Annotated in this window: 22 protein-coding genes; 10 read left to right on the top strand and 12 right to left on the bottom strand. The window is 72.6% G+C overall.

The features are described 5' to 3' along the window. Nucleotides 1-30: 30 nt before the first annotated feature. On the bottom strand, nt 31-828 hold the full coding sequence (locus F8279_RS16700; protein WP_091415802.1) for a hypothetical protein: 798 nt from the start codon (nt 826-828) through the stop codon (nt 31-33). A 54-nt stretch (nt 829-882) separates the two neighbouring features. Here F8279_RS16700 and F8279_RS16695 point away from each other — a divergent pair, with 54 nt between their 5' ends. Both F8279_RS16695 and F8279_RS16690 read left to right on the top strand, forming a co-directional pair. Continuing rightward, nucleotides 883-2061 (top strand): DNA recombination protein RmuC, encoded by a 1179-nt coding sequence (locus F8279_RS16695; RefSeq protein ID WP_091415799.1) that lies wholly within the window; start codon nt 883-885, stop codon nt 2059-2061. A 148-nt stretch (nt 2062-2209) separates the two neighbouring features. Next, nucleotides 2210-5500 carry a S8 family serine peptidase gene (locus F8279_RS16690; RefSeq protein ID WP_151500434.1) on the top strand — a complete coding sequence of 1097 codons (3291 nt, stop codon included), beginning with the start codon at nt 2210-2212 and terminating at the stop codon, nt 5498-5500. A 58-nt stretch (nt 5501-5558) separates the two neighbouring features. Here F8279_RS16690 and F8279_RS16685 read toward each other — a convergent pair whose 3' ends face one another. Both F8279_RS16685 and F8279_RS16680 read right to left on the bottom strand, forming a co-directional pair. Next, nucleotides 5559-5975: a hypothetical protein gene (locus F8279_RS16685; RefSeq protein ID WP_091415793.1), complete on the bottom strand. Its 417-nt coding sequence runs from the start codon at nt 5973-5975 to the stop codon at nt 5559-5561. Between the two features lie 38 nt (nt 5976-6013). Next, nucleotides 6014-7003, bottom strand: coding sequence for a 4-hydroxy-3-methylbut-2-enyl diphosphate reductase (locus F8279_RS16680; protein ID WP_175438618.1), 990 nt, complete (start codon nt 7001-7003; stop codon nt 6014-6016). Between the two features lie 195 nt (nt 7004-7198). Between F8279_RS16680 and xseA the strand changes: the two genes are divergently transcribed. Next, the gene (xseA, locus tag F8279_RS16675) at nt 7199-8365 is read left to right on the top strand and encodes an exodeoxyribonuclease VII large subunit (protein ID WP_225853303.1); all 1167 of its coding nucleotides are present in this window, start codon (nt 7199-7201) and stop codon (nt 8363-8365) included. Between the two features lie 13 nt (nt 8366-8378). After that, nucleotides 8379-8591 (top strand): exodeoxyribonuclease VII small subunit, encoded by a 213-nt coding sequence (locus tag F8279_RS16670; protein ID WP_151500432.1) that lies wholly within the window; start codon nt 8379-8381, stop codon nt 8589-8591. A gap of 57 nt (nt 8592-8648) precedes the next feature. On the opposite strand, the gene F8279_RS16665 is transcribed toward F8279_RS16670, so the two are convergent. Both F8279_RS16665 and F8279_RS16660 read right to left on the bottom strand, forming a co-directional pair. Continuing rightward, entirely contained in the window at nt 8649-9488 is an 840-nt protein-coding gene (locus tag F8279_RS16665) for a hypothetical protein (protein ID WP_091415779.1), read from the bottom strand. Nucleotides 9489-9580: 92 nt separating this feature from the next. Then, nucleotides 9581-10270, bottom strand: coding sequence for a DUF4245 domain-containing protein (locus F8279_RS16660; RefSeq protein ID WP_192580712.1), 690 nt, complete (start codon nt 10268-10270; stop codon nt 9581-9583). A 147-nt stretch (nt 10271-10417) separates the two neighbouring features. On the opposite strand from F8279_RS16660, the gene glpX reads away from it, so the two are divergent. Both glpX and F8279_RS16650 read left to right on the top strand, forming a co-directional pair. After that, a complete protein-coding gene (gene glpX / locus F8279_RS16655) occupies nt 10418-11449 on the top strand; it encodes a class II fructose-bisphosphatase (RefSeq protein WP_151500430.1) in 1032 nt (343 codons plus the stop codon). A 38-nt stretch (nt 11450-11487) separates the two neighbouring features. After that, on the top strand, nt 11488-12426 hold the full coding sequence (locus tag F8279_RS16650) for a DMT family transporter (protein ID WP_192580713.1): 939 nt from the start codon (nt 11488-11490) through the stop codon (nt 12424-12426). On the opposite strand, the gene F8279_RS16645 is transcribed toward F8279_RS16650, so the two are convergent. Continuing rightward, complete coding sequence (locus tag F8279_RS16645) at nt 12423-13361, bottom strand: NAD-dependent epimerase/dehydratase family protein (RefSeq protein WP_151500428.1); 939 nt, start codon at nt 13359-13361, stop codon at nt 12423-12425. The genes F8279_RS16650 and F8279_RS16645 overlap by 4 nt on opposite strands. A 140-nt stretch (nt 13362-13501) precedes the next feature. On the opposite strand from F8279_RS16645, the gene F8279_RS16640 reads away from it, so the two are divergent. Then, entirely contained in the window at nt 13502-14188 is a 687-nt protein-coding gene (locus tag F8279_RS16640; RefSeq protein WP_091415763.1) for a TetR/AcrR family transcriptional regulator, read from the top strand. Nucleotides 14189-14200: 12 nt separating this feature from the next. Here the strand turns inward: F8279_RS16640 and F8279_RS16635 are convergent, their stop codons facing one another. The 6 genes from F8279_RS16635 to F8279_RS16610 all read right to left on the bottom strand — a co-directional run bounded on the left by F8279_RS16635 (nt 14201) and on the right by F8279_RS16610 (nt 19445). Continuing rightward, nucleotides 14201-15169: an NAD(P)/FAD-dependent oxidoreductase gene (locus tag F8279_RS16635; protein ID WP_091415760.1), complete on the bottom strand. Its 969-nt coding sequence runs from the start codon at nt 15167-15169 to the stop codon at nt 14201-14203. A 106-nt stretch (nt 15170-15275) separates the two neighbouring features. After that, a complete protein-coding gene (locus F8279_RS16630) occupies nt 15276-15929 on the bottom strand; it encodes a rhomboid family intramembrane serine protease (protein ID WP_091415756.1) in 654 nt (217 codons plus the stop codon). A gap of 102 nt (nt 15930-16031) precedes the next feature. After that, nucleotides 16032-16724 carry a transglycosylase SLT domain-containing protein gene (locus tag F8279_RS16625; protein ID WP_175438616.1) on the bottom strand — a complete coding sequence of 231 codons (693 nt, stop codon included), beginning with the start codon at nt 16722-16724 and terminating at the stop codon, nt 16032-16034. Nucleotides 16725-16957: 233 nt separating this feature from the next. Next, the gene (locus F8279_RS16620) at nt 16958-18364 is read right to left on the bottom strand and encodes a PhoH family protein (protein ID WP_091415751.1); all 1407 of its coding nucleotides are present in this window, start codon (nt 18362-18364) and stop codon (nt 16958-16960) included. Between the two features lie 317 nt (nt 18365-18681). Further along, nucleotides 18682-19107: a hypothetical protein gene (locus F8279_RS16615; protein WP_091415748.1), complete on the bottom strand. Its 426-nt coding sequence runs from the start codon at nt 19105-19107 to the stop codon at nt 18682-18684. Next, a complete protein-coding gene (locus F8279_RS16610; protein WP_091415744.1) occupies nt 19104-19445 on the bottom strand; it encodes a hypothetical protein in 342 nt (113 codons plus the stop codon). Before F8279_RS16610 ends, F8279_RS16615 begins: the two co-directional genes overlap by 4 nt. A gap of 264 nt (nt 19446-19709) precedes the next feature. On the opposite strand from F8279_RS16610, the gene F8279_RS16605 reads away from it, so the two are divergent. From F8279_RS16605 to otsB, 3 genes are all read left to right on the top strand, one after another. Beyond that, on the top strand, nt 19710-20150 hold the full coding sequence (locus F8279_RS16605) for a helix-turn-helix transcriptional regulator (protein WP_091415740.1): 441 nt from the start codon (nt 19710-19712) through the stop codon (nt 20148-20150). Nucleotides 20151-20313: 163 nt separating this feature from the next. Continuing rightward, nucleotides 20314-20667 (top strand): hypothetical protein, encoded by a 354-nt coding sequence (locus F8279_RS16600; RefSeq protein ID WP_013284062.1) that lies wholly within the window; start codon nt 20314-20316, stop codon nt 20665-20667. 69 nt (nt 20668-20736) lie between these two features. Continuing rightward, a complete protein-coding gene (otsB, locus tag F8279_RS16595) occupies nt 20737-21561 on the top strand; it encodes a trehalose-phosphatase (protein WP_091415736.1) in 825 nt (274 codons plus the stop codon). The last annotated feature ends 13 nt before the right edge of the window (nt 21562-21574 follow it).

Below are 21574 nucleotides of genomic sequence, written 5' to 3'. Positions count from 1 at the left end.
TCGTGCGAGCGAGGGCGCCGCCGGGCCCGGCTAGAAGTCGCCGCCGCCGAAGTCACCACCGAAGTCGCCACCGCCGAAGCCGCCGAAGTCGCCGCCGCCACCGAAGTCGCCACCGGCGTAGTCGCCCTGGCCGCCCATGTCGCCGCCGCCCATGTCACCGCCCTGGTCGCCGAAATCCTGACCGTCGCCGAAGCCCTCCTGATAGCCGGCGTCGTACCCGGGGTCGGCGAACGCGGGCGAGAACAGCGCGTCCGCGATCAGGAGACCGCCGACCACACCGACGCCCGCACCGAGCGCGGTCTTCCACCACGGCGTGGAGTACCAGCCGGCCGGCACCGGCCGCCCCTGGAACCGCCCACCGGGGTAGTAGTAGGGCGTCGAGTTCCCCGGCTGCGGGCCGGCCCGGAACGTCTGCCCCTGCACGTCGACCTGGCGCTCCTTGGTGAGCGCGCCGGCACCCTGGGCGGCGGCGAGCGGTGGCAGCTCCGGGCCCGGGTCGATGCCCATCGCGGTCCGCGCCGCCCGGATGTACGCCAGCCCTTCCAGCGCGGTCTCCCGGGCCAGCCCGAACTGGCGCGGCGTGGTCGCCTGCTCCAGCTGCGAACCGGCTGCGTTGTACCGCTCACCGGCGTCGGCGAGCGCCTGGCGGACCGCCGGGGCGTCGCCGTGCAGGTTCATCAGCTGGCCGCCGAGCCGCTCGTACCAGCGCTGCGCCTCGGCGCGGGCGTCGGCCAGCTCGTTGGACCGACGCGATCTGCTCCCCCTCCGCCAGAACACGAACGCACCTCCGAGCAGCAGGATCAGGACCAGCCACAACGCGAACTCCATGACTCGAACGTACCCACCGGGCGCTCGTCGTACCCGTTTGGCAAGCTCTTGGCCATGAGCTTTGCGACGCTGGCCGTGGTGGTGCTCTGCCTCGCCGCGGGCGGCGCGGTGGGCTGGCTGGCCGCGCGGGCACGCGCGGCGGCCGACATCGCCCGCCTGGAGGCGACACTCGCCGCCACCCGGGCCGGCGAGGGCCGGCTGGAGCAGTCCATGCGGGCGCTCAGCTACGAGGCGACCGCGCAGTCCCAGGAGGCGGTGGCCCGAGCGGTCGCGCCGCTGCACGACACGCTGCGCCGCTACGAGCAGCGGGTGGCGGAGCTGGAGCGCGACCGGGTCGACGCGTACGCCGAGCTGCGCGAGCAGGTGCGGTCCATGAGCGCCGTCTCCGGCGAGCTTCGCACCGAGACCAAGCAGCTGGTCGCCGCGCTGCGCGCGCCGCAGGTCCGGGGCCGCTGGGGCGAGCACCAGCTCCGCCGGATCGTCGAGGCCGCCGGCATGCTGGAGCACTGCGACTTCAGCGAGCAGGTCACCGCCGCGACCGACCACCAGGGGGTACGCCCCGACCTGGTGGTGCGCCTGCACGGCGGCCGGACGGTGGTGGTGGACGCGAAGGCGCCGTTCGACGCGTACCTGACCGCGATGGAGGCGCGCGACGAGCGCGGGCGCGACACCCACCTGGACGCGCACGCCCGCCACCTGCGCGCGCACGTGGACGGCCTGGCCGCCAAGTCCTACTGGTCGGCGTTCGACCAGACGCCGGATTTCGTGGTGCTGTTCGTGCCGGCCGACCCGTTCCTCGACGTGGCGCTGCAACGCGACCCGTCCCTGCTGGAGCACGCATTCGCCCGCAACGTGGTGCTGGCCACGCCGGCGACGCTGGTGGCGCTGCTGCGCACCGTCGCCTACTCGTGGCGGCAGGAGGCGCTGGCGCGCAACGCCGCCACCGTCCACTCGCTGGCCCGCGAGCTGTACGGGCGGCTGTCCACACTCGGCGACCACGTCGGCAAGCTCGGTAGTTCGCTGAGCGGGGCGGTGACCGCGTACAACCGGGCGGTGGGCTCGCTGGAGGCGCGGGTGCTCGTGAGCGCCCGCAAGCTGGCCGAGCTGGGCGTCTCCGACGACGAGCTGGCCGCGCCGGCGCAGGTCGAGCTGGCACCGAGGCAGCCGCAGGCACCCGAGCTGCTGGGCGCGCCGTCCACATCGGCCGAGAGGTCGACGGACGTCGACGCCTAACACGCCGCACGTGATGACGTAGACCGATTCTTGTCACGGACTGATCACAAACCCAGGCCGGGTAGTGACACATGTCGCCGTGACACGCAGGATCACCGTCACACGTGCCCTGCCCCTTGAGGGCCCTGTTCTCTGGAGGAAGAGAACGTTGAGTAAACCCCGCACGCGCAGCCGGCGACCGTCCGCCGCGCTCCTGGCCTCGGTCCTCGCAGCCGGCGCCCTGACCGTCGGGGGTGGCGCCGGCACCGCGAGCGCCGCCCCCGCCACCCAACCCTCGCAGCCGACCGCCGCGAAGGCACTGGGCGCACACGACGCCAAGCTGCTCGACGAGGCGGAGGCGAAGAACGCGCCGACCGTCACGATGATCATCGCGGCGAAGAAGGGCTCGGCCAAGAAGGTCGTCGACGGCCTGACCGGCCTGGGCGCCACCGTCAGCCAGCGGTACGACCAGATCGGCTACGTGCTGGCGAAGGTCCCCACCGCGAAGGCGCTCAAGGCCGCCACGCTGCCCGGTGTCGCCGCCGTCGACCTGGACGAGACCATCAAGCTCCCCGACCCGGCGCCCGAGGCGGCACCGAAGGGCGCGAAGACCGCCGCCCAGGCGCAGGCGCTGGCCGGGCCGGGCGACGACACCGGCGCGGTGAACCCGTACATGCCGACCAACGAGACCGGCGCGGAGGCCTTCAAGGCCGCGAACCCGCAGTGGGACGGCCGCGGCGTCACGATCGGCATCATGGACTCCGGTGTGGACCTCGACCAGCCGGCGCTCCAGACGACCACCACCGGCGAACGCAAGATCGTCGACTGGGTCACCGCCACCGATCCGCTGGAGGACGCCTCCTGGCGGCCGATGCTGACCGAGGTCAGCGGCCCCTCGTTCACCACCTCGCTCGGCACCTGGGCGGCGCCGGCCGGCAACTACCGGTTCAACGTCTTCCGCGAGAACATCACCGCGAACAGCGACGCCCGGGGTGACCTCAACCGCGACGGCGACACCACCGACTTCTGGGGCGTGCTCTACAACCCCACCACCGGTGACGTGCGCGTCGACGCGAACCAGAACAACGACTTCACCGACGACGAGGTGATGCGGCCGTACAAGGAGCAGTTCCAGGTCGGCCACTTCGGCACCGACAACCCGGCCACCGCCGTACGCGAGCAGATCCCGTTCGTGGTCGAGTACCGGCGCAACGTGAACACCGCCCCGGTCGGCGGCCCCGGCCTGGTCGACTACGTCAACATCGGCATCATCGAGAGCACCCACGGCACCCACGTCGCCGGCATCACCGCCGCCAACGACATGCTGGGCAACAGCGCCTTCGACGGTGCCGCCCCGGGCGCCAAGCTGGTCTCCGCCCGCGCCTGCTCGTGGGGTGGCGGCTGCACCGCGGCGGCGCTCACCACCGGCATGGCCGACCTGGTGATCAACCGCAAGGTCGACGTGGTGAACATGTCGATCGGTGGCCTGCCCGCGCTCAACGACGGCTCGAACGCCCGCGCGGTCCTCTACAACGACCTGATCAACACGTACGGCGTGCAGCTGTTCATCTCGGCCGGCAACTCCGGTCCGGGCGTGAACACGGTCGGCGACCCGTCGGTCGCCACCGACGTGGTGAGCGTCGCGGCGAACATCAGCAAGGACACCTGGCTGGCCAACTACGGCTCGGTGGTCCGCAAGGACAACGCGCTGTTCAACTTCTCCTCGCGCGGCCCGCGTGAGGACGGCGGCTTCAAGCCGAACATCACCGCCCCCGGCTCGGCCATCTCCACCGCGCCGACCTGGCAGCCGGGCAACCCGGTGCCGGAGGCGGGCTACCCGCTGCCTCCGGGCTACCAGATGCTCAACGGCACCTCGATGGCCGCCCCGCAGGCCACCGGCGCCGCCGCGCTGCTGCTGTCGGCCGCTAAGGCGACCGGCAAGGGCGTCACCCCGGCCGCGCTGCGCCGGGCCGTCTACACCGCGGCCAAGCCGATCACCGGCGTCCCGACGTACGCGCAGGGCTACGGCATGTTCGACGTCCCGGGCGCGTGGAGCCTGCTCGCCAAGGGCGTGCCGACCCGCACCTACACCTCCGAGGCGCCGGTCTGCACCGAGCTGTCGCCGAACCTGACCCGCTACGACCGGGCCTCCGGCACGTTCGTGCCGAACCCGAACGTCGGCACCGGCCTCTACAACCGCTGCGCCGCCGACCGTGGTGGCCAGAAGGTCAAGGAGAGCCGCCACTACGAGGTGAAGCTGACCCGCACCAGCGGCCCGAACAAGGGCATCAAGCACGAGGTCGCCTTCCGCGGCAACGACGGCACCTACAGCGCCCCCAAGGTGGTCTGGCTGCCGCTGAACAAGACCGTGACGGTCAAGGTGAAGGCCAAGCCGATGACCGCCGGCGCGCACGGCGCCATCATGACCGTCGACGACCCGGCCACCAACGTGGTCGACTTCGAGGTCGCCACCGTCGTGATCGCCTCGAACGCGGCGTCCGCTCCGGCGTACTCGTTCTCGACCGACGGCTCGGTCGAGCGCAACGGCTTCCGGTCGTACTTCGTGACCGTGCCGCCGGGTGCGGGCGCGCTCCAGGTCAACCTGTCCGGCATCGCGACCGGCTCGCAGACCCGGTTCATCGCCATCAACCCGTACGGCGTGCCGGTCGAGAGCACCGCCAGCACCGCCTGCTACACCAACTTCTCCGACGCCGCGGTCTGCAAGCCGCAGGAGCGGGACTACCAGAACCCGCTGCCGGGCGTGTGGGAGATCGAGGTGGAGGCGCGTCGCACCTCGCCGGCGCTGGACAACCCGTTCCGGCTCCAGGCCCGCGTGCAGGGCGTCAAGGTGGAGCCGGCCGTGGTCCAGCTCCCGTCGGTCACCGCGGGCACCCCGGCCCCGGTGAGCTGGAAGCTGACCAACACCTTCGGCCCGGTCCAGGTGACCGGCGTCGGCGGCCCGCTGGCGAGCGTCCGGGCCGAGCGGCCCAGCATCACCGAGGGCGCGACCCAGGAGTACGTGGTGGAGGTGCCCGCGGGCGCCACCTCGTTCACCGCCCGGATCGGCAGCCCGTCCGACCTGAGCGCCGACCTGGACCTGACGGTCTTCCGCGGCACCACCCAGGTGGGGCAGTCGGCCGACGGTGACTCGGAGGAGGCGGTCACGCTGACCAACCCGACTCCCGGCACCTACCGGGTCGTGGTGGACGGTTACTCGATGAGCGACCCGACCACCGCGTACGACTACCGGGACTCGTTCGCGTCCCCGGCGCTGGGCACGCTCTCCGCGCCGTCCACGCCGCTGTCCCTGGCCAACGGCGCCACCGCCACCCTCACCGGTGCGGTGACCGCCCTGTCCACCCCGGCCGAGGGCCGGGAGCTGTACGGCGACATGGCCGTGACCACCACCGAGGGCGCGGTCGTCGGCCGCGGTTCGGTGGAGATCCTCGCGGTCAACTGAGCCGCTGACACGACGGAGCCCCGTCCCCTCTCGCAGGGGGCGGGGCTCCTTCGCGTCGTCAGGCGGGGCGGGCGGACTCGACCACGAACGGGGTGCCCTGCTGGCAGGTGGTCATCATGCCCGGTTCGGGACGACCGGTGACCTCGACCCGGGCGCCGGCCTTGAGCACGTCGCGCGGGCCACCGACGAGCAGGTGGCCGTCGAGCAGCAGGCAGTTCGGCTCGACGCCGGCCTGCACGGTGCCGCTGATGACGGTGCCGCCGACACCCGGCGGGGTCGACGGGCCGCCCTTCCAGGAGGGGCCCGGACGGCTCGGGCTGGTGCCGGGGTCGGGCTGGCTGGTCACCGGGGCGGCTCCCGTCGTACTCGGGCTGGGGCTCGGGCTGGAATCGGCGGACCCGTCGCCGGGTGCGGCGCAGGCGGTCAGCGCGAGACCGGCGAGCAGTGCGACGAGCACCGTACGAGGAGTCTTCATGGTCGATTGGACGCGGCGGACGGCCGATCCGTTCCCGGTCAGCCGCGGGCCGCGGCGGCGGCCTTCATGTCACGCTTGAGCTCCTGCGGCAGCGAGAACGTCAGCCGCTCGTCCGCGGTGGTGACCTCCTCGACGTCGCCGAAGCCGCGCTCGGCCAGGTGCGTGAGCACCTGCTGGACCAGCTCGTCCGGCACGCTCGCACCGGAGGTCACACCGACCGTGCCGGCGCCGGTCAGCCACGCGTCCTCGATCTCGTGCGCGAAGTCGACCAGGTAGCCGGCGCGCGCCCCGGCGTCGAGCGCCACCTCGACCAGCCGGACCGAGTTCGAGGAGTTGCGCGAGCCGACCACGATCACCACGTCGCACTCGGGGGCGATCTCCTTGACCACGTGCTGGCGGTTGGAGGTCGCGTAGCAGATGTCGTCGCTGGGCGGCGACTGGAGCAGCGGCAGCCGCTTCTTGAGCCGGGCCACCGTCTCCAGCGTCTCGTCCACCGACAGCGTGGTCTGGGAGAGCCAGACCACCTTCTCGGGGTCGCGCACGGTGACCTTGTCGACCCCGTCCGGGCCGTCGACGAGCTGGATGTGGGCGGGCGCCTCACCGGCGGTGCCGATGACCTCCTCGTGCCCCTCGTGGCCGATGAGAAGGATGTCGTAGTCCTGCGCGGCGAACCGGCGGGCCTCGTGGTGCACCTTCGTGACCAGCGGGCAGGTCGCGTCGATCGCCCGCAGCGAGCGCTGCCTGGCCTGCTCGTACACCTCGGGGGCCACGCCGTGGGCGGAGAAGATGACGGTGGCGCCCTCCGGCACCTCCTCGTTCTCCTCCACGAAGATCGCGCCCTGGGCCTCCAGCGTGCGCACCACGTGCTTGTTGTGCACGATCTGCTTGCGCACGTAGATCGGCGCGCCGTAGAGCTTCAGCGCCTCCTCGACGGTCTGCACCGCCCGGTCCACGCCCGCGCAGTAGCCGCGGGGGTTGGCCAGGAGCACGCGCTTGCCGGTCCGGGGAGTCGTCTCAGCATCAGTCACCCGCCCATCGTACGTGCCGCTCTCCCGCGCGGCAGCGGCCGCGAGGCGCACGCGGGCGCTGTCGGTCCCGGGCCGTAGGGTGGGCGGGTGAGCGCGGGAGACGACGGGCGGAGCACCGCGGACGGCCGGAGCACGCCGAACGGGCAGAGCGCCCCGGACGGCCGGAGCACGCCGGAGGAGCCGTGGCCGGTCCGGGTGGTCAGCCAGAAGGTCGGCGCCTGGATCGCCCGCCTGGGCTGGGTCTGGGTCGACGGTCAGGTGGCGCAGATCAGCCGCCGGCCCGGCGCGAGCACCGTCTTCCTCACGCTGCGCGACCCGTCGGCCGACCTCAGCCTGACCGTCACCACCAACCGCGACGTTCTGGACGCGGGCGCGCCGGAGCTGCGCGAGGGCGCCCGGGTGGTGCTGCACGCCAAGCCCGAGTTCTACGCCGCGCGGGGCACGCTCAGCCTGCGCGCCGACGAGATCCGCCAGGTCGGCCTCGGTGAGCTGCTGGCCCGGCTGGAGAAGCTCAAGAAGCTGCTCGCCGCCGAGGGCCTGTTCGACCGGTCCCGCAAGCGGCGGCTGCCGTTCCTGCCGGGCCGGGTCGGCCTGATCACCGGCCGCGCCTCGGCGGCCGAGCGGGACGTGCTGACCAACGCCCGCCGCCGCTGGCCCGCCGTCGACTTCCGCACGATCAACGTGGCGGTGCAGGGGCCGAGCGCGGTGCCCGACATCGTCGGCGCGCTCAAGGTGCTCGACGCCGACCCGGCGGTCGACGTGATCGTCATCGCCCGGGGCGGCGGCGGCATCGAGGATCTGCTGCCCTTCTCCGACGAGGCGCTGTGCCGGGCCGTCTTCGCCTGCCGCACGCCCGTGGTCAGCGCGATCGGCCACGAGACGGACGCGCCGCTGCTCGACTACGTGGCCGACGTGCGCGCCTCCACCCCCACCGACGCGGCGAAGCGCATCGTGCCGGACCTGACCGAGGAGGTCCGGCTGATCGGCCAGGCCCGGTCCCGGCTCGAACGGGCCGTCCGTCACCTGGCCGACCGGGAGCAGCACCGGATCGACCTGCTGCGGTCCCGTCCGGTGCTGGCCCGGCCGCAGGTGATGGTCGAGCAGCGGGCGGTGGACGTGTCCGCGCTGCGCGACCGCGCCGGCCGGTCCCTGGAGCACCGGCTGCGGGGCGCCACCGACGACCTGCGGCACACGCTGGCCCGGCTGCGCGCGCTGTCCCCGGCGGCCACGCTGGAGCGCGGCTACGCGATCGTGCAACGCGCCGACGGCCACGTCGTCCGCGCGGCCTCCGAGGTGGCCAAGGGCGATCCACTGCGGGTACGCCTCGCCGAGGGCGAGCTGACCGCCACCGTCGACGGCTGAGGGAAGAGAGACGATGACCGGGACAAAACAGGACGAACAGCTCAGCTACGAGCAGGCCCGCGCCGAGCTGGCCTCGGTGGTGGAGCGGCTGGAGGCGGGCGGCACCTCGCTGGAGGAGTCGCTGGCCCTCTGGGAGCGCGGCGAGCACCTCGCCGGGGTGTGCCAGCGCTGGCTGGACGGCGCTCGCGCCCGCATCGACGCCGCCCGCCAGCGCGCCGAGGACTGACCCGGCCAGGGAGCCTGCGGTGGGGTTCCACGCGAGCGCAGAACCCCACCGAGGGCGTCAGTTGAACAGGTTGTACAGCTCGGCGGGGGCCTCGACGACCTGGTCGGCCGAGGGCTTCTGGGCCGGCGCCGCGTTGCCGTAGTCGGTGTAGGTGATCTTCAGGTCCTGCGCGGCGCTCTGGCCGGCGGCCGGGATCTTGAGCACCATCTCGCTGAGCCGGCCCTGCGTGTCGACCTTGGCGGTGAACGGCACCGACTGGGCCTGCGCCCCGAGCGCGGTGATCACGGCCGGGTCGAGTGAGCCCGCCTCGGCGGCCTTCGACACGTCGACGGTGCCCTCGTATGCGCCCTCGCCGGTTTGCCGCACCTCGGTGATGCCCTGGGTCAGCACGGCGCTGCCGGCCGGGTCGAGCTTCTCGAAGTCGAAGCCCAGCGCCCGGTTGCCCTTGATCCGGTTCTGGTCGAGGTGGTGGAACTTGCCGGTGTTGAGGTTCTTCACGCCGGGGATCTGCGCGGCCGCCGTGCCGCCGAGTTCCAGCTTCACCCAGCTGTCCGGCTTCGCGTGGATCAGGTCCAGCTTCATCATCAGGTCCGACGACGGGTCGCCGATGGTCATCCGCATGTCGGCGCTCTGGCTCGGCTCGTGCACCTGCCCTTCGGCGGTGGAGCCCGCGCCGGTCATGGAGAACTTGAAGTTCCCCTCGCGGATCGCGTTAGTGGAGTCGAGCAGAGCCTGCTTGGCCGCGCTGCTGGACGCCGTGGCGCTCGGTGCGACGCTGCCGGAGGCGCTCGGGGTCGCGGAGGCGTCGGACGTCGTCCCGTTGCCGTTGCAGGCCGCCAGGCCGGGAATGAGCAGCGCCGCGGCGAACGCGGTGGCGCTGAAGCGTCGTATCTTCACGTCAACCTCTCCAGGTGGGTCGTCCGGGCTCGATGTCCCTTCTGTTCCCGCAAGCGGGGTTCCGCAATCCCGCGTCACCCGGAGGGTGGACGTCAGCGCAGCGAGGTGGCGAGCTTGCGCAGCTCCGTCTCGCCCGCGTCACCCACCACGATCACCGTGCGGTTCGGCTCCAGCAGGACGAGCGCGTGCTCGTTGCCGCGTGCGGTGTAGCGCTGCCAGCTCAGCCCGCCGGGCAGGTCGGCCGCTCCCTGCGGCTGCCCCTCGGTCAGCTCGGCCGGCAGCAGCTTCTCCGCCGGGACGTTGCTCTCCACGAGCTGCGCGCCCCGGCCCTCCGGCGTCACGTACCCGATCCGCAGCGTCGAGCCGTCCGCCTCGGTCCGGAAGCGGGCGTTGACCGTACGCCAGTCGTCGCCCAGCCCGGTCGGCTCGGCGACCGGGAAGGCGTTCGCCGAGCGGGCCTGCTCCAGCGCGGGCGCCGGGTCGACGGTGACCGGTGAGTCGCCGCCGAGGAAGCCCCGGTAGAAGGCGAGCAGCAGCGCGATCGGGACCAGCAGGATCAGCAGGGACAGCGCCATGTCCTTCGGCGACCGCTCGGACCGGCCTTTCGCCTTGCCGGCGGGCGGCGCGGGGGTGTCCGCCACGGCGGCCGGCTCACCCCGGTCCGCGACGAGCGCGGGCTGACCCTCGGACGGGGCCGGGCCGCCGTCCGGTCGGACGGGCGGCTGTCCCTGCGGCGGGGTGGCGTCGGTCGGTGTGCGGTCGGCAGGCTGTGCGGCTTCCACCCGGTCATTGTCGCAGCCCACCGGGTGACGTGATCCTGGCCTCCTCCGCCCCGCCGGGACGGCGAACCTGAGATCGTGTGAGGATCAGCGACAAAACCGGCGGCGGTGGCCGCCGGTCCCACCCCGCAACGTCGCGAGGAGGCCGCCATGACAACCACCAGGACGCGGACGCCCCAGGATCTCGACCGCAACCTCGCCCTCGATCTGGTCCGGGTCACCGAGGCCGCGGCGATGGCCGCGGGCCGCTGGGTCGGCCGGGGCGACAAGGAAGGCGGCGACGGCGCAGCAGTCGACGCCATGCGAAAGCTGATCAACTCGATCCCGATGCGCGGCGTCGTGGTGATCGGCGAGGGCGAGAAGGACAACGCCCCGATGCTGTTCAACGGCGAGGAGGTCGGCGACGGGACCGGCCCCGAGGTGGACGTGGCGGTCGACCCGATCGACGGCACCACGCTGATGAGCAAGGGCATGCCGAACGCGCTGGCAGTGCTCGCGGTGGCCGAGCGCGGGGCGATGTTCGACCCGAGCGCGGTCTTCTACATGGAGAAGCTGGCGGTCGGCCCGATGTACGCCGACGTGGTGGACATCAACGCCGGGGTGGCCGAGAACATCAACCGGATCGCCAAGGTCAAGGGCACCGACGCCGCCGAGGTGACGGTGTGCGTGCTGGACCGGTCGCGCCACGACGACCTGGTCAAGCAGATCCGGCGTACCGGCGCCGGGATCCGGTTCATCTCCGACGGGGACATCGCGGGCGCCATCGCGGCGGCCCGCGGCGAGTCGGACGTGGACGTGCTGATGGGCATCGGCGGCACCCCGGAGGGCATCACGGCTGCCTGCGCGCTCAAGTGCATGGGCGGCATGATGCAGGCCAAGCTCTGGCCGAAGGACGAGCAGGAGCGCCGCAAGGCGCTGGACGCCGGGCACGACCTGGACCGGGTGCTGTTCACCGACGACCTGGTCACCGGCGACAACTGCTTCTTCGTGGCCACCGGTGTCACCTCCGGCGACCTGCTGCGCGGCGTGCGCTACCGCTCCGGCGGGGCGTACACCCAGTCGATCGTGATGCGTTCCAAGAGCGGCACGATCCGGGTGATCGACTCGTACCACCGCCTGGAGAAGCTCGCCCTCTACTCGGCTGTCGACTTCGACGGACGCCCGCTGGCCGAGCAGGAGTGAGCAGCGCCGGGACGGCGGCACCACCGGCACCGCCGACGCTGTCGACCGGGCGACGTGTCGCCGGTGTCGGGTTGGCCACCGCCTCGGGCGTGATGGTCGCCGTCCAGTCCCGGATCAACGGCGAGCTGGGCGTACGCCTGGCCGACGGGATCGCCGCGGCGGTGGTGTCGTTCGGCGTGGGCCTGCTGATCCTGCTGGTGCTGGTCCCCGCCACCCCCGGTGGCCGGCGGGGACTGGCCGCCCTGCGGGGCGCGCTGCGGGCCGGCACGCTGCGCCCGTGGCAGTGCCTGGGCGGGGTGTGCGGCGCGTTCCTGGTGGCGACGCAGGGGCTGACCATCGGCACGCTCGGCGTGGCGGTCTTCACCGTCGCGGTGGTGGCCGGGCAGTCCGGCAGCAGCCTGCTCGTCGACCGGGCCGGCATCGGCCCGGCCGGCCGGCAGCCGGTCACCCCGAACCGGTTGATCGGCGCGGTGCTCACGGTGCTCGCCGTCCTGCTGGCGGTGGGCGACCGGCTCGGTGACCCGGACGCGCTTGCGCTGGCCCTGCTGCCGCTGGCGGCGGGGGTGGGCATCGCCTGGCAGCAGGCGGTCAACGGGCGGGTCCGGGCGGCCTCGGGCAGCGCCATGACCGCCACGCTCGTGAACTTCACAGTCGGCACGGCGGCGCTGCTCGTGACGTTCGCGGTGGACCTGGTGGTACGCGGCCGGCCGGGCGGCGCGTTCCCGGACGAGCCGTGGCTCTATCTCGGCGGCCCGCTCGGCATCGTGTTCATCGCGCTGGCCGCCGCCCTCGTCCGGTTCACCGGGGTGCTGCTGCTCGGCCTGGCCACGATCGCCGGGCAGATCGTCGGCGCGGTGCTGCTGGACCTGGTGCTGCCGACCGCCGCCTCGCACCCCGGGCTGGACACGCTGCTCGGCGCGGCGCTGACCATGGTCGCCGTGCTCGTCGCCGCCTTCGGCCCGGCCCGCCGCCCCTAACGGGCGGCGGCGGGCGCTGCGGCTTGCAGGCCGGTGACCATCTCGTCGACGACGCGGTCCAGCGGCGTCCCGTCGATCCCGAACGTCTCGCTCGCGGCGGTGGAGTCCATCACGAACGGCCCGGCGAACTGGTGCGCGGTCTCCCGCATCTCCCGGGCGAACGGGTCGGCCAGGCCGCCGAGCCAGAGCACCGGGTAGGGCATCCGGGTCAGCCGGGGCGCCGGCGCGCCCGCCCGCTTCGCCGCCCGGCCGGCGAGCGCCCGCATGGACATCGGGGGCGCGCTGGGCACGTGCCAGGCCCGTCCCCAGGCCCGCGCGTCTGTCGCGGCGGCCACGAGGGTACGGGCGACGTCTCCCACGTACGTCCAGGTGTGCGGCGCGTCCCAGGCGACCGGCAGGAACACCCGCTGCCCGGCGAGCACCTTGGGCAGCACCATCATGGGCAGCGACTTGCCGCCGAGGCCGATGTAGTCGGAGCCGCGTACCTCGGTGATCCGGGCCCGGCCGGCGCGGTGGGCGGCCAGGGCGTCGGCCCACATCCGGTTGCGGATCCGGCCCTTGACGCCGGTGGCGGCGAGCGGGGTCGCTTCGGTCATCGGTGCGTCGACCGGGCCGTACCCGTAGAGGTTGCCGACCGTGGCGAGCACGGCGCCGCTGCGCTCGGCGGCGGTGAGCAGGGCGGCTGCGAGCGGCGGCCAGTCCGTCGGCCACGTGTGGTACTCCGGGTTGGCGCAGTTGTAGAGCGCGTCCCCGCCCGCGCTGAGCGCGGCGAGCCGGTCCGCGTCGGCGGCGTCGGCGGCCACCCGCTCGATCGCCGGGTGCTCGGGGCCGGTGCCGCGCCGGGTGACCACCCGGACCCGCTCGCCGCGTTCGGCGAGGAGGCGGGCGGTGGCGGTGCCGACGGGGCCGGCGCCGACGATCACGTGCAGTGCCATGACAGGTCCACCTTCACTGAAGCAGTCGTCCAAATCGAGAGCACCGCTCTCGAAACAGAGCATGACTCATGCAGGCGGATCGCGTCAAGAGCAGTGCTCTCTCTTTTGATTGCTGCTCTCATCCGTGGCACAGTGAGGGCATGGTCGCTCCCTCGCTCCGCGCCCGCGTCCGCGCCGGGATGATCGAAGAGATCAAGACGGTCGCCCGGCGCCACCTGGACACCGACGGCGCGAACCTCTCGCTGCGCGCTGTGGCCCGCGACCTCGGCATGGTCTCCTCGGCGATCTACCGCTACTTCCCCAGCCGCGACGACCTGCTCACCGCCCTGATCCTGGAGGCGTACGACGCGCTCGGCGACGCGGTGGAGGCGGCCGACGCCGCCGCCGACCGGGCCGACCTGCGCGGACGCTGGCTCGCCGCCTGCCGGGCCGCCCGCGCGTGGGCACTGGCCCACCCCGCCGAGTACGCGCTGCTCTACGGCAGCCCGGTGCCCGGGTACGCGGCCCCGGACGACACGGTCGCGCCGGCCCAGCGCCCCCCGGTGACCCTGGTCGGCATCCTGCGCGACGGAGTGGCCACCGGCCGGCTCGCCCCGCCCGACGAGGAGCTGCCCGAGCCGCTGCGCGGCGACGTGGCCGAACTGGTCGAGCTGCTCGGCATGGACGTGCCGCCCGCGCTGCTGGCCCGCGGCATGGCCGGCTGGACCCAGCTGTTCGGGCTGATCAGCTTCGAGCTGTTCGGCCGGATCAACCGGGCGCTGCCGCACCGCGACGAGTACTTCGACCACCAGATCGGCCTGATGGCGGACCTGGCCGGCCTGCCCTGACGCCGATCGGCGTCAGGTGCCGTCGGAGGAGTGACCGGGGAACAGGTGCGCGGTCGGGTCGATGACGACAGCCGCGTTGTTCACGGCGGTGGCGGCCTCGCCGAAACCGGTGGCGATCAGGCGGACCTTGCCCGGATATTCGGTGATGTCCCCGGCCGCGAACACCCGGGGCAGGTTGGTGGCCATCGCGCTGTCCACCACGATGTGCCGCCGGTCGAGGTTCAGCCCCCACTCGGCGAGCGGGCCGAGGTCGGCGGTGAAGCCCAGCGCGGCCACCACCGTGTCCACCGGCAGTGTCTCCACCTCGCCGCCGCGTACGGTCAGCTCGGCACCGGTCACCGTCTCCTCGCCGTACAGCCGGCTCACCTCGGCGTTGACCACGATCCGCACCGGCAGCGCGCGCACGCGCTCGATGGTGCCCGCGTGCGCCCGGAAGCGGTCCCGCCGGTGCACCAGCGTCACCGACCGGGCCAGCGGGGCGAGCGTGGCCGCCCAGTCGAACGCCGAGTCGCCGCCGCCGACGATGAGCACGTGCCGGTCCGTCAGCTCGGTCGGCTGCGGCACGAAGTAGACGATCCCGCCGCCGGTGAAGCTCTCCGCGACCGGCAGCGGCCGTGGCGTGAAGCTGCCCAGCCCTCCGGTGATCAGCACCGCGCCGCAGCTGAGCTGCTCACCGCCGGCGAGGCCGAGCACCGGCCGGCCGTCGAGGTAGGACAGCTTCTCCGCGCGTACGCCGAGCCGGTAGTCGGGGTGGAACGGCGCGGCCTGGGCGACCAGGTTCGTGACCAGCTCGCGGCCCTTGATCGCCGGGAAGCCGGCGACGTCGAGGATCAGCTTCTCCGGGTACATGGCGGTGACCTGACCGCCCGGTTCGGGCAGCGCGTCGATCACCGACACGGAGAGTCCACGGAAACCGGCGTAGTAGGCGGCGAAGAGCCCGGCGGGACCGGCCCCGATCACGGCGACATCGACCTCGCGCATGGCGTACCGTCACTTTCCGCTTCGGGATCAACCCGTGCTGATGCGGAAACGGTAGGCGGGCGGGTGGCCGTGGGCAAGCACGTCCCGCGGTTCGATCAACGCGCCGTCAGGGCAGCGTCATCCTCGGTGAGCCGAGGCGATCCGACTCGCCGGTGTCGTTGCGGCGGCGGAACAGGATCGCCGCGACCACGCCGCCGAGCAGCCCGAACAGGTGACCCTGCCAGGAGATGCGCTCGTCGGTCGGCAGGATGCCGAGCAGTTGCCAGCCGTAGAGCAACCCGACCAGCAGGCCGACGGCGAAGTTCCACCAGCTCCGCTCCACCACGCCCCGGGTGAGCAGGATGCCGAGGTAGCCGAAGATCACGCCGCTGGCGCCGACCACCACCGAGTTGGGCGAGCCGGTGAACCAGACGCCCAGGCCGCTGACCAGGATGATGACTCCGGTGGACCAGAGGAACCGGCGGGTGCCCGCGGCCAGCACGAACGTGCCGAGCAGGATCAGCGGGATGCTGTTGCTGTAGAGGTGGTTCCAGCCGGCGTGCAGGAACGGCGAGAAGAAGACGCCGTCCAGGCCCTGGAGCCGCTGCGGGATGATGCCGGCGGTGTAGTCCAGGCCGAGTCGCAGGCCGACGTCGAGCGCCTCGATGAGGAACAGCACCGGCACGACCGCGCACATGGCGACGAAGGCCCGGCCGAGCGCCGCGTAGAACGCGTCGGTCCCGAACCGGTGGGGGTCGCCACTAGGGCCGTACCAGGTCACCTACCAAGAGCTATCAGCAAATGCGGCGGGCCGCCAGTCGGGCGGCGGTACGACGACGGCGGAACACCGGGTCTGCCCGCGTGTCCCGCCGTCGTGGTGATGTCAGTACCAGCCTGAACTCTGCGACTTCTGCCAGGCGCCGCAGGGGGTGTCGTACCGGCCCTTGATGTAGCCGAGCCCCCAGGTGATCTGGGTCGCCGGGTTGGTCTTCCAGTCGTCGGCGACCGAGGCCATCTTGCTGCCCGGCACCGCCTGCGGGATCCCGTACGCCCCGGACGAGCTGTTGGCGGCCTTCGGGTTCCAGCCGCTCTCCTTGGTCCAGAGCTTGTCCAGGCACGGGAACTGGTCGATGCCGAAGCCCTTGTCGAGCATGATGGCGCAACCGATCTTGCGGTTGCCGCTGTATTCCGCGCAGGAGGACGGGATCGGGCCGTCGTACGGCTTGACCTTCGCCTCCTTCTCCGCCTCCTCCGCCGCGGCCCGCTCCTTCTTGCGGGTGGCGGCGGCCGCCTCGGCCTTCCTGGCCCGCTCGGCGGCCTCCTTCGCCGCCGCTGCGGCGCGCAGCTTCGCCTGGTACTCGGCGGCACGCTGCCGGGACGAGTCCACGCGGTGGTCGGACAGCCGTTCGCGCTGGTACGCGTACTCCGCCTGTTCGACCTCCAGGCCGACCTGCGCGGTCCGGCCCTGCTGCTGGTTCTGTCGATCCTCACCCAGATAGAAGCCGCCGGCGACGCCCACGGAGAGCAGCGCGACAGCGGCCGTACGGGCGCCGAACCGGCTCCACAGCCGACTCACGAAGTTTCCCTTCGTCGGGGGCAGGGACACAGCACACGCATGGCCGGGTCGGGTCACGCCGGGTGCCGTGAGCGCACCGGTACCGGTGTGACCCCGGGCCGTGTCCGGCTCCCGAGTGGTAGGTGACGCTCGATGGACACCATTGCGCACAGTGAGGCCGGTGGGAAATGGCCGGGCCTAAAAGTGATCTGCGTCACCCTAAAAATCTGGACAAAGTAGGACGAAAGGCGCGGTCAGCCGGGGATGTCCTCCAGCAGATCGGTGACCATGGCGGCGATCGGAGAACGCTCCGATCGGCTGAGCGTGACGTGCGCGAAGAGGGGATGCCCCTTCAGCGCCTCGATCACCGCTGTCACCCCGTCGTGCCGGCCGACCCGGAGATTGTCCCGCTGGGCCACGTCGTGGGTGAGCACCACCCGCGACCCCTGGCCGATGCGCGACAGCACGGTGAGCAGTACGCCCCGCTCCAGCGACTGCGCCTCGTCCACGATGACGAACGCGTCGTGCAGGCTCCGGCCGCGGATGTGGGTCAGCGGCAGCACCTCCAGCAGCCCGCGCGAGGTGACCTCCTCCAGCACGTTCTCGTGCACCACCGAGCCGAGCGTGTCGAAGACGGCCTGCGCCCAGGGCGACATCTTCTCCGACTCCGACCCGGGCAGGTAGCCGAGCTCCTGGCCGCCGACCGCGTACAGGGGACGGAACACGATCACCTTCTTGTGCCGGCGCCGTTCCATCACCGCCTCCAAGCCGGCGCAGAGCGCCAGCGCGGACTTGCCGGTGCCGGCCCGCCCGCCCAGCGACACGATGCCGATGGACTCGTCCAGCAGCAGGTCGAGCGCGACCCGCTGCTCCGCCGAGCGCCCGTGCACGCCGAACGCCTCCCGGTCTCCCCGGACCAGCCGGATCGTCTTGTCCGGCAGCACCCGGCCCAGCGCCGAGCCCCGCGCCGAGTGCAGCACCAGGCCGGTGTGACAGGGCAGTCCCGCCGCGGCGTCGACGTCGAGCGTCTCGCCCGCGTACAGCCGGCCGATCTCCTCCTCGGCCAGGTCCAGCTCGGCCATCCCGGTCCACGTCGGGTCGCTGGCCTGGCCGTGCCGGTACTCGTCGGCGCGCAGCCCCACCGAGGCCGCCTTCACCCGCAGCGGCATGTCCTTGCTGACGAGCGTGACCTCACGCCCCTCGGCGGCCAGGTTGAGCGCCACCGACAGGATGCGCGCGTCGTTGGACTCGTTGCGGAACCCGGGCGGCAGCACCCCGTCGTCGGTGTGGTTCAGCTCCACCCGCAGCGTGCCGCCCTGGTCGTTGGCGGGCACCGGGCGATCCAGCCGGCCGTGGCGCACGCGCAGCTCGTCCAGCATGCGCAGCGACTGACGGGCGAACCAGCCCAGCTCGGGATGGTGCCGCTTGCCCTCCAGCTCGGAGATGACCACCAGCGGCAACACCACCTCGTGCTCGGCGAAGCGGTGGAACGCCGCCGGGTCGGACAGCAGAACCGAGGTGTCCAGGACGAAGGCCGGTCCGGCTGGTCGGGGCTCCTCGGCCTCCGCGGCTGCGGCGCGGCGGCTGCGGGTGGTCCGGCGGGTCGGGGCGGTCGAGGCCGGGGGCTGCTCGGCTCCGGCGGGGGTACGGCGAGTGGTCACAGGCCTGCTCCGCGGATGGGCACCCGGCCACCCGAGTTCCGCCTCTTCCGGTGCCCGGAGGACACGGGGTCGGATGCGGGCCCCGTGCGCGAGGACGCAGGTCCGGGCTGTCCGGCTGGCCCGGGAAAACCCCGCGCCATGCCTAGACGCTAATCGCCGCGGGGCCGCTGGGCTAGAGGTGCGCGTGGATCATCGCGTGGTCTTCGCGGGGCGTACACCTGTTCGGGTGACCGGCGCACCGGAACCGGCCGGGATGCATGCCCCCTGCGCGCATCCCGGCCGGTCGTCCACTGCGGCGCCGCGTTGCGGCGCGGGCCTCAGCCCTGGCGGCGCACCAGCGTGCCGGCCCGCGGTCCGCCGCCGGCCGCGCCGAACGACGATCCGGTGTACGTGGTGCCCACCCGGCCGACGGCACCGAGCTGGGCGGTGGCGGTGACGCGCACGGCCGGGGCCGAGCCCGGCCGGGTGGCGACCGCCGCGGGCACGGAGGTGCCGGCGAACGGCACCGCCGAGCGCCCGGCCGACGTCACCACGGTCGGGCCGGGGCCCGACAGCGCCGAGGCGATCGCCGCCTGGGCATCGCGCCGCCGGCGGTTCCAGGCACCCCGGTCGCCGTCGAAGTAGCCCTGGCGGTAGCCGAACCGGTAACCGATGCGGTAGCTGAGCTGGCCGTGCAGGCGGCCGGCCGCGTAGCAGGTGGAACCGAGCACGAGGACGAGCACCACGGCGAGAAAAGGGGTCATCGCTCGTCCGTCCCGGGCAGCGGGTCGACCACCAGCAGCCGCTCCAGGTCGTCGGTGCTGACCTCCTCGACCAGCTCGACACTGATCCGGCATCCGTCGAGGATCACCTCGGCCACCGACGCCCGGCGGATCTCCCCGCCGGAGTCGTAGACCCGCACGCTCAGCTCGGGGCAGCCGAGGTGGGTCCGCCAGGCGTCCCACTCCCCCCGGTCGCCGACGCTGAGTGAGAGGTACCGGCACCCGCGGGCGAGATAGACACGCCAGGGGGCGCTCAGCCCGGCCGACACTCCGTTCGCGATCAGCCCGAAGGCCTGGGCACGGGTCGCGAGCTCGGTCACGAGACCCCCTCGGCACCCGCGGAGTGACGCATGTGAGCACTCGTCGTCTCAAGCACGTGACACACCGTAAGTTGTCTCATGAGCGTGACAGTATCAGCTTTTCAGGCCTTTGCCGCCGTACTCGTGTCCATCTATTCTGCCCGGGTGACACCCCTCAGGAGCAGCACTGAATCGTTTACCGGAAATCCCCGATCAGCGTCACGTCGGCGTGACAGCAGCGCGCCGAGCCACCCCCTCGGGACCGACTGGCCGTACCGTCACGGGGTGACCGAGACGACCAACGCACGGAAGATCGCGTTCGCCACCTTCGTCCGGCGCGCGCTCGACGACGCCCGCGCGCTACGGGCCTGGAGCGGCACCGAGGTCTCCCGGCGCACCGGCGTCTCCCGCCAGACCATCAACCGCTGGGTACGCGGCGACTGGGCCAGCGACCCCGAGGCGGAGCGGGTGGTCGCCTTCTGCGAAGGGCTGGGGCTCGATCCGGCCGCCGCGTTCACCGCGCTCGGCTGGGACCGGACCGCCGGGCCGCGTACCGCGCCGCCCCCGCCCCCGATGGACCCGGACGTGGAGGCGCTGCTGCGCCGGCTGGTCGACCCGAACGTGTCCGACGCGGAGAAGTTCCACATTCGCGAAACCATTCGTTACCTCGCATACCGCCCGACTCTGCCGGGCGGTGTCCGAAATAGGGGTAAACAGGCGGGGTAGTTCCTCAGATGGCGAAAGAACGGAAGGTCGAACCCAATCGTTTCGCCGCGGGGACGGATCGGACCCGCTAGCGTCCACGTTTGTACTGCTAAGGGCTCGTCATCGGCGGGGGGACGGGACACAGCCGAACCCAGCCCTGCGGGACAGAAGGAGGGGTCTGTCCATGACCCTGAAATGGTTGGCAGTCGTGGTCGCGGTGGTGTCGCTGACATCGTGCGTGACCGGCAACGTGGTGGTCGGCGTACTGGACGGCGGGCAGCTTCCCCTGGTCGTCAACCTCTTCGCGCTCACCACAGCCGGCACCGCGGTGATCCTCGCCGTCGTCGCCGAGCTGCACGATCGGCTCAACGACCGGGTCAGCGCGCTCACCGAGTTCCTGGTGGCGCGGCTCAACGAGATCGAGGCGCACACCGGCGACCGCAACACCGGCTTCGTGGAGGGCTACCTGCTCAGCCACGGGCAGGAGGCGGCCGTGGTGCCGTTCGGTCGCCGGGGACGAGGAGCCGCCGAACGCTGATCCTCACGTCGTTCCGACGTCACATCTCGGCCACGAATACGCCGCCCGGCGCGGGGTACGCTGACGCGCGTGCCGCCGTTGAATCTGGGCAACCAGCAGCCGAAGACCCCGTTGAACGCGGAGCACGCCTGGCGTGCGACCGCCGCCCGCGCGGGTGACGTCGTCCTCTTCTTCGACTTCGACGGCACCCTGGCGCCCGTCGACGACGACCCCACGGCCGTACGGCCAGCGCCCAACGTGCTCAGCGCGTTGGAGGCGCTCGCCCCGCACGTCCGCCGGATCGCCATCGTCTCCGCCCGCCCGGTGGACTTCCTCCGCGACCACCTCGGTGGCCTCGTCGGCATCGACCTGTACGGGCTCTACGGCCTGGAGCACAGCCACTCCGGCGGCGAGACGGTCACCGAGCCGGCCGCCCTGCCGTGGGTGCCGACCATGTCCGACCTGGCCGAGCAGGCCCGCGCCGAACTGCCGCCCGGCGCGCTCGTCGAGTTCAAGCGACTCTCCGTCGCGCTGCACTGGCGTACCGCCCCGCAGCTCGGCGACCTGGTGCAGGAGTGGGGCCGGGCCCAGGCCGAGCGGCTGGGCCTGCGCGCCCAGCCGGGCCGGATGGTGCTGGAACTGAAGCCCCCGGTCGACCGGGACAAGGGCATGGTGATCGGCGAGACGGTCCGGGACGCCGGTGGCGCCTGGTACTTCGGCGACGACGTCTCCGACATCAAGGCGTTCGCCGCGCTGCGCGCCCGCGCCGCCGGCGATCCCGACTTCCTCGGTGTCTGCGTCGCGGTCGCCAACCCGGAGACCGGTCACGAGGTGGCCGACGCCGCCGACCTGACCCTGGACTCCCCGGCCGCCCTGGCCGACTTCCTCACCGCCGCGCTGCCCCACCTCCGCTGAGACCCCCACCACC

It is taken from the genome of Micromonospora sp. AMSO1212t (assembly GCF_008868145.1).
In the GTDB taxonomy this organism is placed as follows: Bacteria; Actinomycetota; Actinomycetes; order Mycobacteriales; family Micromonosporaceae; genus Micromonospora; species Micromonospora tulbaghiae.
The sequence above is the reverse complement of the archived record's forward strand: the minus strand, read 5'-3'. Positions and strand labels throughout refer to the sequence as shown.

What these genes read in the sequence shown, in the direction of transcription:
- F8279_RS16700 (WP_091415802.1), bottom strand. Translation starts at nt 828, where the DNA reads ATGGAGTTCGCGTTGTGGCTGGTCCTGATCCTGCTGCTCGGAGGTGCG.
- F8279_RS16695 (WP_091415799.1), top strand. Translation starts at nt 883, where the DNA reads ATGAGCTTTGCGACGCTGGCCGTGGTGGTGCTCTGCCTCGCCGCGGGC.
- F8279_RS16685 (WP_091415793.1), bottom strand. Translation starts at nt 5,975, where the DNA reads ATGAAGACTCCTCGTACGGTGCTCGTCGCACTGCTCGCCGGTCTCGCG.
- F8279_RS16670 (WP_151500432.1), top strand. Translation starts at nt 8,379, where the DNA reads ATGACCGGGACAAAACAGGACGAACAGCTCAGCTACGAGCAGGCCCGC.
- glpX (WP_151500430.1), top strand. Translation starts at nt 10,418, where the DNA reads ATGACAACCACCAGGACGCGGACGCCCCAGGATCTCGACCGCAACCTC.
- F8279_RS16645 (WP_151500428.1), bottom strand. Translation starts at nt 13,361, where the DNA reads ATGGCACTGCACGTGATCGTCGGCGCCGGCCCCGTCGGCACCGCCACC.
- F8279_RS16640 (WP_091415763.1), top strand. Translation starts at nt 13,502, where the DNA reads ATGGTCGCTCCCTCGCTCCGCGCCCGCGTCCGCGCCGGGATGATCGAA.
- F8279_RS16635 (WP_091415760.1), bottom strand. Translation starts at nt 15,169, where the DNA reads ATGCGCGAGGTCGATGTCGCCGTGATCGGGGCCGGTCCCGCCGGGCTC.
- F8279_RS16615 (WP_091415748.1), bottom strand. Translation starts at nt 19,107, where the DNA reads ATGACCCCTTTTCTCGCCGTGGTGCTCGTCCTCGTGCTCGGTTCCACC.
- F8279_RS16600 (WP_013284062.1), top strand. Translation starts at nt 20,314, where the DNA reads ATGACCCTGAAATGGTTGGCAGTCGTGGTCGCGGTGGTGTCGCTGACA.